Below are 16,966 nucleotides of genomic sequence, written 5' to 3' on the forward strand. Positions count from 1 at the left end.
AGTTTGTGAAGGGACCCGCCCGTGCCCAGCATCGATCTCACCGGCAAGGCCGCCGTCGTCACCGGCAGTGGCCGGGGCCTCGGCCTCGCCTACGCGCACGCCCTGGCCGCCCACGGCGCCTCCGTGGTCGTGAACGACATCGACGAGGCCGTGGCCGAGCAGGCCGTGAAGTCCATCACCGCGGCCGGCGGCACCGCCGTCGCCGAGGTGGTCCCGGTCGGAACCACCGAGGCCGCCGACCGGCTGGTGGGCCGCGCCGTCGAGGAGTTCGGGCGCCTCGACGTCCTGGTCACCAACGCCGGCATCCTGCGGGACAAGGTGCTGTGGAAGATGACCGACGAGGACTTCGACGCGGTGATCACCACCCACCTCAAGGGCACCTTCACCTGCGCCCGTGCCGCCGCCGTCCGGATGCGCGAGCAGGGCGAGGGCGGAAGCCTGATCCTGGTCGGCTCCCCGGCCGGGCAGCGCGGCAACTTCGGTCAGACGAACTACTCCGCGGCCAAGGCGGGCATCGCCGCGATGGCCCGCACCTGGTCCATGGAACTGGGCCGCGCGGGCGTCACCGTCAACGCGATCGTGCCGGTCGCCGCGACCGCGATGACCGAGACCATCCCCGCCTTCGCCCCGTACATCGAGGCCATGAGGAACGGCGAGCCGCTGCCCGCCTTCCTCCGCAAGGGCGAGGGCTTCGGCACCCCCGAGGACTGCGCCGCGATCGTCCCCTTCCTCGCCTCCGAGGCCGCCCGTGGCATCACCGGCCAGGCCATCGGCATCGGCGGCGACAAAGTGGCACTCTGGTCGCATCCGCAGGAGATCAGCGCGGCCTACGCAGACGGCGGCTGGACCCCTGAGACGCTGGCGGACGCCTTCCCCACGTCGGTCGGCGCCGAACTCCAGACGGTCGGCATCCCGGCCCCCAAGTTCCCGGAGGCCTGACCATGACGACCCTCAATGTCGAGGATCTCGTCGCGATCGACGTCCACACCCACGCGGAGGTGTCCTCGAAGGGCCACTCCTCGCTGGACGACGACCTGCACGAAGCCTCCTCCGCCTACTTCAAGGTCGAGGGGAAGCGGAAGCCCACCCTGGAGGAGACGGCCGCCTACTACCGCGAGCGGAGGATGGCCGCCGTGATCTTCACGGTGGACGCGGAGTCCGCGACCGGCACGGCGCCCGTCCCCAACGAGGAGGTCGCCGAGGCGGCCGCCGCCAACGCGGACGTGCTCATCCCGTTCGCCTCCATCGACCCCTTCCGGGGAAAGGCAGGGGTCAAGCAGGCCCGCCGCCTGGTCGAGGAGTACGGGGTGAAGGGCTTCAAGTTCCACCCCAGCATCCAGGGCTTCTTCCCCAACGACCGGTCCGTGGCGTACGAGCTCTACGAGGTGATCGAGGAGACCGGCACGATCGCGTTGTTCCACACGGGCCAGACCGGCATCGGCGCCGGAGTGCCCGGCGGGGGCGGGATCCGGCTGAAGTACTCCAACCCCCTCCACGTGGACGACGTGGCCGCCGACTTCCCGCATCTGAAGATCATCCTGGCGCACCCGTCCTTCCCCTGGCAGGACGAGGCCCTCGCCGTCGCCACACACAAGCCGGGCGTGCACATCGACCTGTCCGGCTGGTCGCCGAAGTACTTCCCGCCGCAGCTGGTGCAGTACGCCAACACGCTGCTCAAGGACAAGGTCCTCTTCGGCTCCGACTTCCCCGTCCTCACCCCCGACCGCTGGCTCGCGGACTTCGAGAAGCTGTCGATCAAGGACGAGGTCAAGCCGAAGATCCTCAAGGAGAACGCCGCCCGCCTGCTCGGGCTGACGAAACCGTAAGGGGCGTCACGATGCGCAACGAGGGACTGGGGTCGTGGCCCGCACGCCGGGCCCGCAAGACCCCGCACCGCACCGCCCTGGTCCACGGTGAGCAGTCGACGGACTACCGCACGCTGCACACCCGCACCACCCGCCTCGCGCACGCCCTGCGCGCCCGGGGGGTCCGGCGCGGCGACCGCATCGCCTACCTCGGCCCCAACCACCCCTCCTACCTGGAGACACTGTTCGCGGCGGGCACCCTCGGCGCGGTCTTCGTCCCCCTCAACACTCGCCTCGCCGGCCCGGAGATCGCCTACCAGCTGGCCGACTCCGGCGCCAGGGCCCTCGTCTACGGACCCGCGTTCCAGGGGCTGGTCGCCGGACTGCCGGGCAACAGCGACGTCCGGACCTACGTCGAAGTCGGCGCCGAGTACGAGCAGGTGCTCGCCGAGGCGCCGGCCGAGCCGATCGACGAGCCGGTCGCGCCCGACGACACCTGCATCATCATGTACACCTCGGGCACGACCGGCCGCCCCAAGGGCGCGATGCTCACCCACGGCAACCTGACGTGGAACGCGATCAACGTCCTCGTCGACACGGACCTGATCGCCGACGAACGCGCCCTGGTCTCCGCCCCGTTGTTCCACACGGCCGGCCTCAACATGCTCACCCTGCCGGTGCTGCTGAAGGGCGGCACCTGTGTCCTGGTCGAGGCCTTCGACCCGGAGGCCACCTTCGACCTGATCGAACGGCACCGGATCACCTTCATGTTCGGGGTGCCGACGATGTTCGACCAGGTGGCCCGGCATCCGCGCTGGAAGGACGCCGACCTGTCGTCGCTACGGATCCTCACCTGCGGCGGCTCCCCGGTGTCGAGCCCGCTGATCGCCGCCTACCAGGAGCGCGGGCTGACCTTCCTCCAGGGCTACGGCATGACGGAGGCGGCACCCGGCACGTTGTTCCTGGACGCCGAACACGCCGTGAGCAAGGCGGGCTCGGCCGGGGTGCCGCACTTCTTCAGCGACGTGCGGGTCGTCGGGCCGGACCTCGCTCCGGCGGACGTCGGCGAGACCGGCGAGGTCGTGGTGCGAGGGCCGCACGTCATGCCCGGCTACTGGGGACTGCCCGAGGAGACGGCCGCGGCTTTCGCCGACGGCTGGTTCCGCAGCGGGGACGCGGCCCGGACCGACGAGGACGGCTATGTCTTCATCGTCGACCGCATCAAAGACATGATCATCTCTGGCGGGGAGAACATCTACCCCGCCGAGATCGAGGACCTGCTCCTCTCCCACCCCGACATCGTCGAGTGCGCGGTCATCGGCGTGCCCGACGACAAGTGGGGCGAGGTGCCGCGCGCGGTGGTCGTGCCGCGCGCGGACTCCTCGCTGGACCCCGACGAGGTGCTGGCCGCGCTGGCCGGACGCCTCGCCAAGTACAAGATCCCGAAGTCGGTCGTCCTCGCGGACGAACTCCCGCGCACCGCCTCCGGCAAGCTCCTCAAGTCCCGGGTGCGCAAACGCTTCGGCACCGACTCCCAGTGAAGGAAAGCCATATGAGCATCACCGTGAACGGCATCGACGAGCTCAAGAAGCTCGCGGGCACCGACCTCGGCGCGAGCGAGTGGATCGAGGTCACGCAGGAACGGATCAACACGTTCGCCGATGCCACGGGGGACCACCAGTGGATCCACGTGGACCCCGAGCGCGCGAAGGAGGGCCCGTTCGGCGCGCCCATCGCCCATGGATACCTGACGCTTTCCTTGTTCATCCCGCTGTTCACCGAGCTGCTGGATGTCGAGGGCGTCTCGACGAAGGTCAACTACGGGCTGAACAAGGTGCGTTTCCCGTCCCCGGTGAAGGTTGGGTCGAAGATCCGGCTGGTGGGGAAGCTGGCCTCGGTCGAGGATGTGCCGGGCGGTGTGCAGATCACCGTGGACGGCACCATCGAGATCGAGGGTGGCGCGAAGCCCGCGGCCGTGCTGCAGAGTCTGTCGCGCTTCTACGCGTAGCGCTCCGCGGATGGCGCCATGAGCGCTGTAGGGGTGCGTGACGGTGGGGACCTGCGGGCCGCTTGTGGCTGCTCGCGCCCACGCGGCGGGGCCGCATGTCGATGCGGCCCCGCGCCCCTTACGGAGCCCTCCTCAGTGGCCCACCACGTCCACGAAGATCGGGTTCGAGTAGAACCACGTGTCGGCCCACGGGTCGCCGTCTCCGGGCACGTGGGGGATCGGGCCGTGCGGGTCGATGGAGGCGCCCAGGTAGCCGGCGCCGTTGCGCTTGCCGTCGCTGCCGCGGAGGCGGACGTAGAAGGACTCGTCCCCGGCGGTGACCGGGATGCGCAGGGTGTACGTCCCCTTCCGGCCCGAGACGTCCTTCGTCTGGACGACCTTCGTGTCGGGAGCCTTCCAGGTGTCGCGGTCGGCCACTGGGCCGCGCACCGCGCCCCGGATCAGGTCCACGTGGGCCAACTCGGGCAGGATTCCCTGGGTGTTGGGCCGCGAGGTGGTCGTGACGGTGACGTTCAGGGTGAGCTTCTCGCCCTTGCGGACCCGCACCCGGCCGCCCAGGGTGACGCCCCTTCCGTGGTCGCGGTCCCGCGTCAGCCGCACGTCGAGTCCGTCGAGCAGATGCCCGTGGTCGAGCCAGACCCGGCCCGCGCGCAGGCCCGCCATCACCGACCGGTAGCCGTAGCGGGTCACGCCCACATGGGTGCGGCTGAACTGGCCGGGCCAGAAGTCGCCGCCGGGCTGAGGGGAGTCCGTGTTCACCGGGTCGGGGATGTGGCCGGTGTTGTCGAAGTTCTGGCCCGGCAGCCAGTCGCCGTTCTTCCAGGTGTCGAAGACGACGCGGTGCACGTCCGAGTTGGTGGTGATGGTGAACAGCTTGCCCTCGGCGAGCATCGAGTCCCACATGCCGCCGACGGTCGCCGTCATCCAGTCGAAGCCCCCGTACAGGACGTACGCGTCCTCCGCATAACCGGGCCAGGAGTTCACCGACGGCTTGTTGGTGTACTCGCCTCGCTGCGAGTCGGGTCCCTCCCAGCCGGGGATGCCCCCGCCCTGGGCGCCGGGCGCCCCCTCCATCCCGATCATGATCTCGGGCGCCGCGTCCCGCCAGTTGCGCATCTCGTGCGGTGAGTCGATGCCCAGCCGCAGTGGGTGGTTGGCGAGGACCAGGACGTCATCCACGTAGCCCGAACGCCGTTGGTCGGCCAGCCACTTGATGGCCTTCACGGCGTGTGCCTCGTTGCGGGCCGTGTTCGGGTTGTCGGCGGCGCCGTCGGTGTAGTTGAGCAGCTTGCCGTCGTACGCGAGCTCGAACTGCGTGAGCAGGTCCACCTCGTGCGGGCCGGGCGGCGAGAAGATCGTGCAGTGCTCGGCGGCCGGGATGTACCACTCCAGGCCCTGGAAGATCAGCTGACGGGGGTTCTCCGCCCGTGCCTTGAGGATCTCCTGGTGCTCCAGCGCGGCGCCGTAGTAGGCGTGCCCGAAGTTGGAGTGCTCGTTGAAGACCATCCAGTCGAGGCCGTACTTGGCCGCCGCGGTGGCCAGTTGGGAGAACGTGTACTTCGCGTCGTGGCTGTAGACGGAGTGCACGTGGTGGTCGCCGACGAGGTAGGCGAGGCCGGGGTCTGCGCCACCGAGCGCTCTGTCGTCCGCCGTTGCCGCCACCGCGGGCGTGGCCGCCGAGCCGAGAGCGAACGCCGCGCCGAACAGGCCCGCGCTGCGCAGGAGCCCGCGCCGGGAGACGCCCTGCGCGTCGAGGTCGGAAGGGGGGACGGACGGGTCGGCCCAGGAGGGAAGCTGCTGATCGGTCATCGTGCCTGTCCTCTGCTGATGCTGCTGATGCTGCTGATTCAGTGGTTCATGAACGAGGTGACGGGCAGTGCCCGTTCGACGATCCGGACGTCGCCGAGCCGTCCGTGCAGGATTTGGTCGATCTTTCCGGCGTACTCGTAGCCCCCGAGCAGCCACGGCAGCCCGACAGAGGTGATTCCGACGGCGGTGGCGTGCGGATTGCGGGCGACGGGGCAGCCCTGGACGTACATCGTGGTGTGGGAGCCGTCGTTGACGACGGCGACGTGCCACCACACCTCCCGGGCTGTCTCGTCGCCCCAGTTCGTGGCGATGCCCTGCTGGTTGAGTGGGCGGACGGCCCACTGCGGGCCGGGCCCGTCGGACAGGGAGAGCGTGGCGAGCGGCTCGTCGGGGTCGTCGGCGGTCTTGCCGGCGGCGCCGCCCGTGCCCGTCCGGCTGACCAGTCCCGACCAGGCGTTGTGGTCGGGGTCCCAGTCGGCCGGGACGCGGTAGAAGGCCTCGATGGTGTAACCGGCCTTGAATGTGGCGGAGTTGAGGGGAGCGCCGTCGACCGTGCGCAGGTAGGCGCCCTTCAGCGGCGACTTGTAGCCCTGGAACTCCAGGCTGCCGTGGCCGGGCTGGTCGGGGTGGTGGTCCGAGGACCAGCCGAGCGTGCCCCCGCCCACCGACACCAGGGTGAGGTCGTTGCCGCGGCCGGACAGGTCACGGACCGTGCCGGACGCGGGTGACTCGAAGCGCCAGTACGCGACCGTGCCCGGGAGCAGCATCTTCGAGACGGGGCGGGCCGGGCGCGGGGTCACCGGGGCGAAGCCGGAGAAGCGGTCGGCGAAGTCGATGTCGACGGAGAACCGGTCGGCGTCGCCGCTCAGCTCGATCTCCTGTCGCTCCAGCTCGTTGAGCCCCTTCGCGGCGCGGCCCAGGATCCACGGGGAGACCGTCTCGACGTCGATGACGTCACGGTCCAGGTCGAAGTGGTAGAGGCGGATCATCGCCGCGCCGCCGAAGTACCGGTTCTGGTAGTTCGTCAGGTGCAGGTGGACGTCGTTGCCCGCCGCGTTCTTGCGCGTGGCCCGGCCGGCCGGCCAGTAGTGCCCGTTGAGGGTGAGGAAGATCTGGTCGTGGTCCGCGATCAGCTGGTCCCACAGCTGCTGTCCGTAGTCCGACAGGGTGTCGTCCTCGACGACCAGTTCGTGCGTGGTGAGGACGACGGGTGTCTTCGGGTGCTGGGCCAGGACACCCTTGGCCCAGTCGTAGCCCTTCGCCGACAGGCGCCAGTCCAGCGCGAGCACCATCCACTCCCGGCCGGCCGCCTTGAAGAGGTGGAAGGTGTTGTAGCCGTCCGGGGAGGCGCCGCCGAACGTCGGCTTGTCCTGGAACCGCTGCGGCCCGAAGGTGTTCAGGTACGGCGTCGGGCCCCGCTGGTCGTCGGTCGACGACTTCACGTCGTGGTTGCCGGCCAGGACGCTGTAGCCGACGCCGCGCCGGTCCAGCAGGCCGAACGCCTCGCTGATCGCGGTGACTTCCGCCTGGGCGCCGTTCTCGGTGAGGTCGCCGAGGTGGGACAGGAAGACGATGTTCTCGTCCTTCCCGTGCTCCAGGAGGTAGCGCAGGGACGCCTCGATGGGTGCCTTGTCGATGCTCGGCCCGTCGAAGAGGTACTGCGTGTCGGGCATGACGGCGAGCGTGAATCGGCGGCTGTCGGGATCGGGCCGCCAGCTCGCCTCGGAAGCCGGCGCCGCCTCGGCGGCCGTCGGCAGCGCGAGGCCGGCCGTGGCCGCAGCGCCCAGCAGCGCGGTCGCCCGCAGGAAACCGCGTCTGCCGGCACCGGCCTGCGAGGCCTCGCCCTGGTCGTGATCATGCGAAACGCACACGTGTGCTCCGTAACACTGCGTAAAGGTGACAGAGGAGGCGTGGGGGGCTAGAGGGCGCGCAGGGTCCAGCTCCAGCGATGGGTGCCCGGTGCGACGAGGAAGGAGGGTGAGGTGTCCGGGCCGCACGAGGCGGTGCCCAGGCCCCGGTGGGCGGCGTCGAGGTGGACGACGCAGCCGGACCGTGGAACGAGTTCGTCGTGGTGGGCCACGGAGGTGAGGTCCTCGGCGCGGTAGCGGGTCACCGAGACCTGGCGCGGCTCGTCGAGCGCCACCGTCAGGCCGGTGGCGTCCGGTGCCGTAAGGGTGAAGCGCCGTACGCCGTGCCGCCCACCGCTCTCCTGCGGACGCAGGTAGGGGGTGAACAGCTCGTCCACGGGTACGGAGTGATGGCCGACCGGTGCCCCGAAGGCGCGGTCCGGATACGACTCCCAGGGGCCCTGCCCGTACCACTCCATCAGGTCGAGCCCCGGGACCGTCTCGAACACGGAGCCGACCCGCGCCACATCGGTGAGCGCGTCCGGCAGTTCGGCGGCCTCCTCGACCTGGATGCCGCCCTCGACCGGGGTGAACACCTGCGTGTGCCGGATGACACCGGCGGCAGCGGCGTACTCCGCGGACACCGTGACGCGGCCGTCCGCCCGGCGCACGTCGACGACCTTGCGTACCAGCGTGTCGAGCCCCCAGGACCGCCAGCGAGGTGCCATCCCGCCGAGTTCGTCGTTGTCGGTGGGCGCCCGCCACAGCGAGAGCGTCGGGGCCGAGGTGAGCAGCGGGTGGAGGAGCAGGCCGTCGCCGTCGACCTCGACGAAACGATCCTGCACCGCCGGGGCGGACCTTGCCGGAGCGGCCGCCCGCAGCCGTACCTGCGGAACACACATCACCGTCCCGCGCGGCGCCCACGGCTCGTCCCCGGCGGTGGTCACGCGCAGGGTCAGCCACGCCTCCCCGCCGTCCTCGGGCAGGTCGAAGGGCAGCGGCACCGCCGCGGTCTCGCCGGGCCGCAGATCGGGCAGCTCGGCCGGCGCGGTCAGGGTGCCACCGTCGGCCAGGGACAACCGCCACTCGGCGGACAGCCAGTCCAGGCCGCGGAAGTGCTGGTGGTTGCCGACGACGATGCCCTCGTGCCGGAAGCACTCCAGCCGTACCGGCGCCGCGAGCTCCCGGTGCTCGTACATCACGGGCTTGGGAGTGCGGTCCGGGAAGACCACCCCGTCGGCGATGAACGCGCCGTCGTGGATCGCCTCGCCGAAGTCGCCGCCGTACGCCCAGCGGTGTCCGGGCGCCGCGACACCGTTGTCATAGAGCCCGGCGCCCCCTCGCCCGACCGGTCTGCCGTCGTTCACACGCTGAAGGATTCCGTGGTCCCAGAACTCCCAGATGAAGCCGCCCTGAAGACCTGGGGTGGACTCGATGGCCGCCCAGTGATCGGCCAGCGTGCCGTTGCTGTTGCCCATCGCGTGGGAGTACTCGCACTGGATCAGCGGCTTGGTCTGCTCCCCGGACAGCGCGTGCGCGACGCAGTCCTCCAGCGGCGCGTACATGGGACAGGCGATGTCGGAGGCGAGCTCCGGGTCGGCCCAGCCGAGCTTGGCGGCGCCCTCGTACTGGATCGGCCGGGTCGGGTCGTGGCGGCGCACCCAGCCCGCCGCCGCGTCGTGGTTGGCGCCGTAGTCGGACTCGTTGCCCAGCGACCACACGGTGATCGAGGGGTGGTTCTTGTCCCGCAGCACCATCCGGGAGACCCGGTCGACGAAGGCGTTCAGATAGCGCGGGTCGTCGGCGATCTCGTGGGCGTGGTCGTGGGACTCGATGTCGGCCTCGTCCACCACGTAGAGACCGAGCTCGTCGGCCAGGTCGTACAGCGCCGGGTCGTTGGGGTAGTGGGAGGTGCGGACCGCGTTGAAACCGAAGCGCTTCAGCAGCGCCAGGTCCGCGCGCATGTCGTCGTACGTCACCGTCCGCCCGGTCAGCGGATGGAAGTCGTGCCGGTTGACACCCCGGATGTACACCCGCTCCCCGTTGACCAGCAGGTCCCGGCCGACGATCTCGACGTCGCGGAACCCGATCCGGTGGCGCGAGGTGTCGGCGACCGTGCCGTCGGCGCGGTGCAGCCGCACGGTCAGGTCGTACAGCTCGGGCTCCTCCGCGTTCCAGGTGCGTACGTCCGCCACGGTGGTCAGCAGCCGCGCCTCGCCGAGGAAGTCGGACACCCGCTCGTCCTCGGCGTTGGCCCGGTCGAACTCGCCGTCCTGGGCGAGGAGATGACCGTCCAGCTCGCCGCTGACGTACCACCCCCGCGGCAGCGCCCCGCCCGCGTCCCGCACCTGGCAGTCCACCCGCAGGTCGCCGTACCGTCCCGCGCGCACGGTCACGTCCGCGAGCCGCAGCGGGTCGGTCGCGTACAGCAGCACCGACCGCGTGACACCGCCGTGCCACCACTGGTCCTGGTCCTCGATGTGCGAGGCGTCCGACCACTTCACCACGGTCAGCCGTACGGTGGCCCGCTCGCCGGGGCGCACCGCCTCGGTCAGGTCGAACTCGGCGGCCAGACGGGAGTCCTTGGAGATGCCCACCGGGCGCCCGTCGACATGCACCAGCAGCACGCTCTCGGCGGCCCCGACCTGGAGCACGATCCGCCGCCCGGCCCACTGGGCGGGCACGTCCACCGCACGCTCGTAGACGCCCGTCGGATTGGCGGCGGGCGTGAGCGGAGGGAACTGCGCGAACGGCATGCGGACGTTGGTGTACTGCGGAAGGTCGTCCGTGCCCTGCGTCGTCCAGACACCGGGGACGTACGAGGACGACCAGTTCTCCCCCAGTGGCGCGTCCGGCGCCGGCAGCAACTGGAAGCGCCAGTCGCCGTCCAGCTTCAGCGCGCCGACGCGACGGTCGACGGCGTTCATCGGCAGTCGGCGCCAGGAGGTCACCTCGGGGGTCTCCCAGGGGCGGAGCGCGAACAGTGGGTCCGTCACTTGATGGCCCCCTTGCCGAGGTCACCGATGATCTGCTTGGCGCCGACCGCGAACACGATCAGCAGCGGGATCAGGGCGAGCAGCGCACCGGTCATCACCATGCCGTAGTCGGTGGTGCCGTGGACGCCGTTGAGCTGCGACAGCGCGACCTGGAGGGTGACGTTGTCCGGGTTGGTCAGGGCGATCAGGGGCCACGCGTAGTCGTTCCACTGGGCCATGAAGGTGAAGATGCCGAGGAAGGCGAGGCCCGGGCGGACCACGGGAAGCGCCACATGCCAGTACTGGCGCAGGAAGTGCGCGCCGTCGATCCGTGAGGCGTCCAGCAGTTCGTCGTGGATCGCGCTCTTCATGTACTGCCGCATCCAGAAGATGCCGAACGCGTTGGCCGCCGCCGGCACGATCAGCGCCGTCATCGAGCCGATCCAGCCGACCTTCGCCATGATCACGAACTGCGGGATGATCGCCATCTGCGTCGGCACCATGAAGATCGCCATCAGCAGGACGAACAGCGCCCTGCGGCCCGGGAACTCGAACTTGGCGAAGACGAACGCGGCCAGCGAGTCGAAGAACAGGACCAGGAAGGTCACCGCGCACGCCACCAGCAGCGAGTTGAACATCGAGCCGAAGAAGTCGATGTTGTCGAAGAGGCTGCGGATGTTCTGCAGGAAGTGCGAGCCGGGCAGCAGCTTCGGAGGGTAGGAGAAGATCTCGGTCGACGTGTGCGTCGACATGACGATGGCCCAGTAGAACGGGAAGGCCGACAGCAGCAGTCCGATGACGAGGACCGCGTGCAGCGCGATGCCCCGGCGCCGGGAACCCCGGATACCCCTGGAGTCTTTGGTGTCCTGGACGGATGCCATGGTGTTCCGGCCTCCCTAGTCTTCGTCCCGGCGCTGCACCAGGCGCCAGTTGATGATCGAGAAGATGACGACGACGAGGAAGATGCCCCACGCCACGGCGGCGCCGTAGCCGAAGTCGTTGTTGTCGAAGGTCTGCTGGAAGAAGTAGAGGACCATCGTCCGGCCCGCGTGGTCCGGACCGCCGGAGAACGTCGAGTCGTTCGAGGTGTTCTGCAGCAGCACCTGTGCCTCGGTGAAGCTCTGCAGGCCGGTGACCGTGGAGACGACGAGCACGAACAGCAGGGTCGGCCGCAGCATGGGCAGCGTGATCCGGAAGTACGTCTGCACGGGCCCGGCGCCGTCCACGCGCGCCGCCTCGTACAGCTCGCTCGGGATGGTCTGCAGACCCGCGAGGAAGATGATCGCGTTGTAGCCGACCCACTGCCAGGTCATCAGCGTCGCGATGGCGACCTTGATACCCCACGGAGTGTTCAGCCAGGCCACCTGATCCAGCCCGACAGCCCGCAACAGGGCGTTCACCAGGCCGAAGTTGGTGGAGAACACCGAGCCGAAGACGATCGCGATCGCCACCACCGAGGTGACGTTCGGCAGGAAGTAGGCGAAGCGGTAGACGTTCTTGAAGCGGACCGCCGAGTTGAGCAGCACGGCCGTGATCATCGCCAGGAAGATCATGGGGAAGGTGGCGAGCGCCCAGATGATGATCGTGTTGCCGATCGAGCTCCAGAAGTCGCTGTCGCTGACCAGGTACCGGTACTGCGACAGGCCCGCCCACTCCATCGAGCCGAGGCCGTCCCAGCGGTGGAAGGAGAGGTAGAGGGAGAAGCCGACGGGGACCAGACCGAAGGCGAGGAACAGCAGATAGAACGGGGAGATCGCGGCATACAGGTGCCAGTACTTGCGCCACCCCTTCTTCGGCCGCGTGACGGGCGGTTCCGCCAGGACCACGGGGGGCCTGTCCAGCGCGGGAACGGTGGCCATCAGTAGCTCACCCCCAGGTGCTTCGCGATCCGCCGGCACTTGCTCATGGCGTCACTCCAGGCCTTCTTCGGGTCCTTGCCGAGGACGCCGACGTTCTTGATCTCGTCCTTGATGGGCTGCCCGAGCGCCACGTCGAACGGGCTGTTGTAGGCGACCACGATCTTCTGCGCGGCAGGACCGAAGACATCCGTCGTCACCTGGCCGCCGAAGAAGGGGTCGGCCTGGCGCAGTTGCTTCAGGCCGTACGAGGCGGGAGTGGACGGGAAGAGTCCCGCGTCGACGTAACCCTGGGCCTGGTTGGCCGCGTCGAGCATCCAGGCGATGATCTCGAAGGCCCGCTCGGGCTCCCGGCATGCCTTGGTGATCGACAGGAACGAGCCGCCGTTGTTGGAGGGCCGCACGGGCATGTCGGCGATCCGCCACCTGCCCTTGGTCTTCGGCACGCCGTTCTTGAGGTCGTAGGTCGCCCAGGAGGCGCCCAGCTGGCTGGGCAGCTTGCCGGACTCCACCGCCGAGAGCTGGTCCGGGGTGCCGGTGACCAGGTTGGAGACGAGCCCCCGCCGCTTGGCCTGAACGGCCAGCGCCCACGCCGCCCGCACATGCTCCTGGTCGCCGATGAAGGCGCGGTCCTTGTCGACGTACCGCTTGCTGCCCTGCTGCACCACGTTCTCGAAGACGCTGCTGACGTCGGTGAGCAGGGAGGTCCCCGGAACGCGCTGCTTGAGCTGCTCGCCCGCCGCGAAGAACTTCTCCCAGGTGTTCAGCTCCCGGGACACGTCGGCGGGCTCGTACGGCAGTCCCGCCTTGCGGAAGACCTCGTACTGGTAGAGGTGCGCGACCGGACCGCAGTCGATCGGGAAGCCGATCATGGTGCCGTCGTCGGCGATGCCCTGTTGCCACTTCCAGGGCAGATACTGGCTCTTGTACCTGTCCGCGCCGAGCGTCCGCAGGTCCACGAACTGGTCCGCGTTGGGCAGGTAGGACGCCATGTCCTCGCCCTTGAGGCCCGCGATGTCGGGGACGTGGGCGCGCCCGGCCATCGTGGTGATCAGTTTGGACCGGTAGTAGCCGCCGATCTTGACGGCCTTGAGGTCGACCGCGCTGTCGTAACGGGCCTTGGCCCCGCCGATGACCGTGTCGCCGAGGCCGCCGTCCCAGTACCACAGGACCATGTTGCGGCCGGTCGAGCCGGTCGGAACGGCACAGCCGGACGCCAGGCCGCCGAGCGCCGTGGCGGCCGTCCCGGCCAGTCCCGCGCGCAGCAGGCCTCTACGTGAGAGCCGCACAGCTCCCACCCCTTTCGGATCTGTTCAGTACGTCGCGTGTGGGGGGTCAGTGCTACCGGGCCGGCGGGGTGACGGGGGCGTACCGCAGGGGAGGACCGGGGTCCTCCGGCAGCCGCTCCGCCAGGAAGCCGTACGCCCGCTTCAGTTCGGGGTCGGTCAGGGCGCGCCACCAGCGGTCGACGCCGTACCAGCCGGGTGCCGCGAGGGCGCCCCCGTGGTGCCCCACGGACAGTCCGGCCGCCAGTACCGCGAAGCGCAGCCGTTCCTCCAGCGGCCAGCCTCCGAGCGAGGCGGTGACGAAGCTCGCACCGAAGACGTCCCCGGCGCCCGTCGCGTCGAGGACGTCCACGGCGAGAGCCGGCACGTCCGCGTACTCGCCGGTCGTCTGGTCGACCGCGACCGCGCCGTCCCCGCCTCGTGTGACCACGGCCACCGGGACCAGTTCGGAGAGGGTGCCGAGGGCCGCGACTGCGCTGTCGGTCCGGGTGTAGGCCATCGCCTCGGTCTCGTTGGGGAGGAAGGCGTGGCACAGGGCGAGCTGGTCCAGGAGGGCGGTGGACCACTCCTGGGTGGGGTCCCAGCCGACGTCGGCGTAGATCTGCGTGCCGTTCGCGGCGGCCTTGGCGAGCCAGGCGCGCGGTTCGGCCTCCAGATGCACGAGGGCCGTGCGGGCCTCCGGCGGGTCGCCCATCAGGGCGTCCTGCGAGTACGGCGGCTCCTGGCCGTGCGTGACGAGGGCCCGGTCGTGACCGTGCGCCAGCGCGACCGTGACCGGAGTGTTCCAGCCGTCCGCGACACGGGAGAGCGTGAGGTCGACGCCCTCCTGGCCGGCGAGGACCTCCTGGCAGTACGCGCCGTAGTAGTCGTCGCCGAAGACCGTGGCCAGGGAGGTCCTGAGGCCGAAGCGGGAGGCGGCGACGGCCAGGTTGGCGATGCCGCCCGGCCCGCAGCCCATGCCGGCCGTCCAGATCTCCTCGCCCGGTGTCGGCGGCTTGCCCAGACCGGTGAGGACGAGGTCGTAGAAGAGCAGCCCGGTCAGCAGCACCTCGGGCCGGTCGTCGTGCACGTGAACGTCCTCTCATCCGGAGAGCTCGTCAAAACTCGTCAATTCGGTGACCGGAATCGTCCGCTGATCCGAGAGATTGGTCAATACCCGAGCAGAACTGAGCATGGAAATGATTGAAGATGACGAGTAGTGTTCACGTCGTGCTGGCAGAACGACGACATCAACTCATCCTGCGGGCCCTGCGCTCCGGGGGCCCCGCGGCCGTGACCGATCTCTCCGAGCAACTGGGGGTGAGCCCCGCGACGGTCAGGCGTGACCTGGTCAAACTCGAGGACGACGGCCTGCTGACGCGGGTGCACGGCGGCGCCGTGGCCGACGAGGGCGACCAGCCGTTCGCCGAGGTCGCCGAGGTGCGCGTGGCTCAGAAGGACGCCATAGCCGCGCGGGCCGCCGCCATGGTCGCGGACGGTCAGTCGGTGCTGCTCGACATCGGCACCACCGCCTACCGACTGGCCCGGCAGCTGCACGGCCGCCGGCTCACCGTGATCACCAGCAACCTGGTGGTCTACGAGGAGCTGGCGGACGACGAGGGCATCGAACTGGTGCTGCTCGGCGGCATGGTCCGGCGCGAGTACCGCTCCCTGGTCGGCTTCCTCACCGAGGACAACCTGCGCCAGTTGCACGCCGACTGGCTCTTCCTCGGCACCAGTGGAGTGCGCCCCGGTGGGCAGGTGATGGACACGACGGTCGTCGAGGTCCCGGTGAAACGGGCCATGATCAAGGCCAGTGAGAAGGTCGTCCTGCTCGCCGACTCGGCGAAGTTCCCGGGCACGGGCATGGCGAAGGTCTGCGGTCCCGAGGACCTGGACGCGGTGGTGACGAACGCGCCGGTGAACCCGGCGACGCTGGCCTCACTGGAGGAGGCCGACGTGGACGTGGTGACGGCAGGGGAACCAGGGGACAACGGAGAGGCGGGCGCGGCGTGAAGCTGACGATTCTGGGCGGTGGCGGGTTCCGGGTGCCGCTCGTGTACGGGGCGCTCCTCGGGGACCGCGCCGAGGGCCGCGTCACCCATGTCGTGCTGCATGACCTGGATTCCCGGAGGCTGTCCGCGGTGACCCGGGTGCTCGCCGAGCAGGCCGCAGGGGTACCCGACGCGCCCGAGGTGAGCGCCACGACCGACCTCGACGAGGCGCTTCGCGGCGCCGACTTCGTCTTCTCCGCGATCCGCGTCGGCGGCCTGGAGGGCAGGGCGAACGACGAGCGGGTGGCGCTGGCGGAGGGCGTCCTCGGCCAGGAGACGGTCGGCGCGGGCGGCATCGCGTACGGACTGCGGACCGTCCCCGTCGCCGTGGACATCGCCCGCCGGGTGGCCCGCCTCGCCCCCGACGCCTGGGTCATCAACTTCACCAACCCGGCAGGACTCGTCACCGAGGCCATGTCCCGCCACCTCGGCGACCGGGTCATCGGCATCTGCGACTCGCCGGTCGGCCTCGGCCGCCGTATCGCCCGCGTCCTCGGCGCGAATCCGGCCGAGGCCTGGATCGACTACGTCGGCCTCAACCACCTCGGCTGGGTCCGCGGCCTGCGCGTGGCCGGCCGGGACGAGCTCCCGCGTCTGCTCGCCGACCCCGACCTGCTGGGCTCCTTCGAGGAGGGCAAGCTCTTCGGTGTCGACTGGCTGCGCTCGCTGGGCGCGATCCCGAACGAGTACCTGCACTACTACTACTTCAACCGGGAAGCCGTCCGCTCCTACCAGCAGGCCGACAAGACCCGCGGCGCCTTCCTGGCCGACCAGCAGGCCCGCTTCTACGAGGAGATGAAGCGCCCCGACGCGGCCGCCCTGACCGCCTGGGACCGCACCCGCGCCGAGCGCGAGGCCACCTACATGTCCGAGAACCGGGAGACGGCCGGCGCCGGCGAGCGCGACGCCGACGACCTCTCCGGCGGCTACGAGAAGGTGGCCCTCGCCCTGATGCGGGCCATCGCCCGCGACGAGCGCACCACCCTGATCCTCAACGTCCGCAACCAGGGCACCCTCTCGGTGCTCGACGAGGACGCCGTCATCGAGGTCCCCTGCCTGGTCGACGCCAACGGGGCCCACCCGGTCGCCGTCGCCCCGCTGCCCGACCACGCCACCGGCCTGGTCTGCTCGGTCAAGGGGGTCGAGCGCGAGGTGCTGGCCGCGGCCGAGTCGGGCTCCCGCGCGACGGCTGTGAAGGCGTTCGCGCTGCATCCGCTGGTCGATTCGGTCAATGTGGCCCGCAGACTGGTGGAGGGCTACACGGACGTCCACCCTGGCCTGGCGTACCTTGTGTAAGCGCGCCTGGTAAGCGCTTTCTGGCCTTCGGGCTCTCCCCCCTCCCTGGCT

Annotated in this window: 13 protein-coding genes; 6 read left to right on the forward strand and 7 right to left on the reverse strand. The window is 70.0% G+C overall.

What is annotated here, in order from left to right; genetic code table 11:
- The first annotated feature begins 21 nt into the window (after nucleotides 1-21).
- From OHA64_RS39990 to OHA64_RS40005, 4 genes are read left to right on the forward strand one after another with little or no spacing between them, the layout of a single operon-like run.
- A complete protein-coding gene (locus OHA64_RS39990) occupies nucleotides 22-939 on the forward strand; it encodes an SDR family NAD(P)-dependent oxidoreductase (protein WP_405621863.1) in 918 nt (305 codons plus the stop codon).
- Between the two features lie 2 nt (nucleotides 940-941).
- Nucleotides 942-1,826: an amidohydrolase family protein gene (locus tag OHA64_RS39995; RefSeq protein WP_405621865.1), complete on the forward strand. Its 885-nt coding sequence runs from the start codon at nucleotides 942-944 to the stop codon at nucleotides 1,824-1,826.
- An 11-nt stretch (nucleotides 1,827-1,837) separates the two neighbouring features.
- Nucleotides 1,838-3,346 carry an acyl-CoA synthetase gene (locus OHA64_RS40000; protein WP_405621867.1) on the forward strand — a complete coding sequence of 503 codons (1,509 nt, stop codon included), beginning with the start codon at nucleotides 1,838-1,840 and terminating at the stop codon, nucleotides 3,344-3,346.
- Nucleotides 3,347-3,357: 11 nt separating this feature from the next.
- Nucleotides 3,358-3,813, forward strand: coding sequence for a MaoC family dehydratase (locus OHA64_RS40005; RefSeq protein ID WP_405621869.1), 456 nt, complete (start codon nucleotides 3,358-3,360; stop codon nucleotides 3,811-3,813).
- A gap of 132 nt (nucleotides 3,814-3,945) precedes the next feature.
- Here OHA64_RS40005 and OHA64_RS40010 read toward each other — a convergent pair whose 3' ends face one another.
- The 7 genes from OHA64_RS40010 to OHA64_RS40040 are packed head-to-tail and all read right to left on the reverse strand — an operon-like array spanning nucleotide 3,946 to nucleotide 14,655.
- Nucleotides 3,946-5,622, reverse strand: a complete 1,677-nt coding sequence (locus OHA64_RS40010) for a PHP domain-containing protein (RefSeq protein ID WP_405621871.1) — start codon at nucleotides 5,620-5,622, stop codon at nucleotides 3,946-3,948.
- Nucleotides 5,623-5,660: 38 nt separating this feature from the next.
- Nucleotides 5,661-7,493, reverse strand: a complete 1,833-nt coding sequence (locus OHA64_RS40015; protein WP_405621873.1) for a LamG-like jellyroll fold domain-containing protein — start codon at nucleotides 7,491-7,493, stop codon at nucleotides 5,661-5,663.
- A gap of 47 nt (nucleotides 7,494-7,540) precedes the next feature.
- On the reverse strand, nucleotides 7,541-10,465 hold the full coding sequence (locus OHA64_RS40020; RefSeq protein WP_405621875.1) for a glycoside hydrolase family 2 TIM barrel-domain containing protein: 2,925 nt from the start codon (nucleotides 10,463-10,465) through the stop codon (nucleotides 7,541-7,543).
- Entirely contained in the window at nucleotides 10,462-11,325 is an 864-nt protein-coding gene (locus OHA64_RS40025) for a carbohydrate ABC transporter permease (RefSeq protein WP_405621877.1), read from the reverse strand. Before OHA64_RS40025 ends, OHA64_RS40020 begins: the two co-directional genes overlap by 4 nt.
- Nucleotides 11,326-11,340: 15 nt before the next feature.
- The gene (locus OHA64_RS40030) at nucleotides 11,341-12,303 is read right to left on the reverse strand and encodes a carbohydrate ABC transporter permease (protein WP_405621879.1); all 963 of its coding nucleotides are present in this window, start codon (nucleotides 12,301-12,303) and stop codon (nucleotides 11,341-11,343) included.
- Nucleotides 12,303-13,589 (reverse strand): ABC transporter substrate-binding protein, encoded by a 1,287-nt coding sequence (locus OHA64_RS40035; RefSeq protein ID WP_405621881.1) that lies wholly within the window; start codon nucleotides 13,587-13,589, stop codon nucleotides 12,303-12,305. The genes OHA64_RS40030 and OHA64_RS40035 overlap by 1 nt, the downstream gene beginning before the upstream one ends.
- 52 nt (nucleotides 13,590-13,641) lie before the next feature.
- Nucleotides 13,642-14,655 carry a carbohydrate kinase family protein gene (locus tag OHA64_RS40040; protein WP_405621883.1) on the reverse strand — a complete coding sequence of 338 codons (1,014 nt, stop codon included), beginning with the start codon at nucleotides 14,653-14,655 and terminating at the stop codon, nucleotides 13,642-13,644.
- Between the two features lie 140 nt (nucleotides 14,656-14,795).
- Between OHA64_RS40040 and OHA64_RS40045 the strand changes: the two genes are divergently transcribed.
- Together OHA64_RS40045 and OHA64_RS40050 are read left to right on the forward strand one after the other, a co-directional pair.
- Nucleotides 14,796-15,581, forward strand: a complete 786-nt coding sequence (locus OHA64_RS40045) for a DeoR/GlpR family DNA-binding transcription regulator (RefSeq protein ID WP_405621885.1) — start codon at nucleotides 14,796-14,798, stop codon at nucleotides 15,579-15,581.
- A complete protein-coding gene (locus tag OHA64_RS40050) occupies nucleotides 15,578-16,915 on the forward strand; it encodes a 6-phospho-beta-glucosidase (protein ID WP_405621887.1) in 1,338 nt (445 codons plus the stop codon). The genes OHA64_RS40045 and OHA64_RS40050 overlap by 4 nt, the downstream gene beginning before the upstream one ends.
- The last annotated feature ends 51 nt before the right edge of the window (nucleotides 16,916-16,966 follow it).

This window comes from Streptomyces sp. NBC_00076 (assembly GCF_045041235.1).
GTDB lineage: Bacteria > Actinomycetota > Actinomycetes > Streptomycetales > Streptomycetaceae > Streptomyces.

Bases quoted from the DNA above. Each gene is read 5' to 3' on its own strand.
- OHA64_RS39995 (WP_405621865.1), top strand. From the start codon at position 942: ATGACGACCCTCAATGTCGAGGATCTCGTCGCGATCGACGTCCACACC.
- OHA64_RS40000 (WP_405621867.1), top strand. From the start codon at position 1,838: ATGCGCAACGAGGGACTGGGGTCGTGGCCCGCACGCCGGGCCCGCAAG.
- OHA64_RS40005 (WP_405621869.1), top strand. From the start codon at position 3,358: ATGAGCATCACCGTGAACGGCATCGACGAGCTCAAGAAGCTCGCGGGC.
- OHA64_RS40010 (WP_405621871.1), bottom strand. From the start codon at position 5,622: ATGACCGATCAGCAGCTTCCCTCCTGGGCCGACCCGTCCGTCCCCCCT.
- OHA64_RS40025 (WP_405621877.1), bottom strand. From the start codon at position 11,325: ATGGCATCCGTCCAGGACACCAAAGACTCCAGGGGTATCCGGGGTTCC.
- OHA64_RS40030 (WP_405621879.1), bottom strand. From the start codon at position 12,303: ATGGCCACCGTTCCCGCGCTGGACAGGCCCCCCGTGGTCCTGGCGGAA.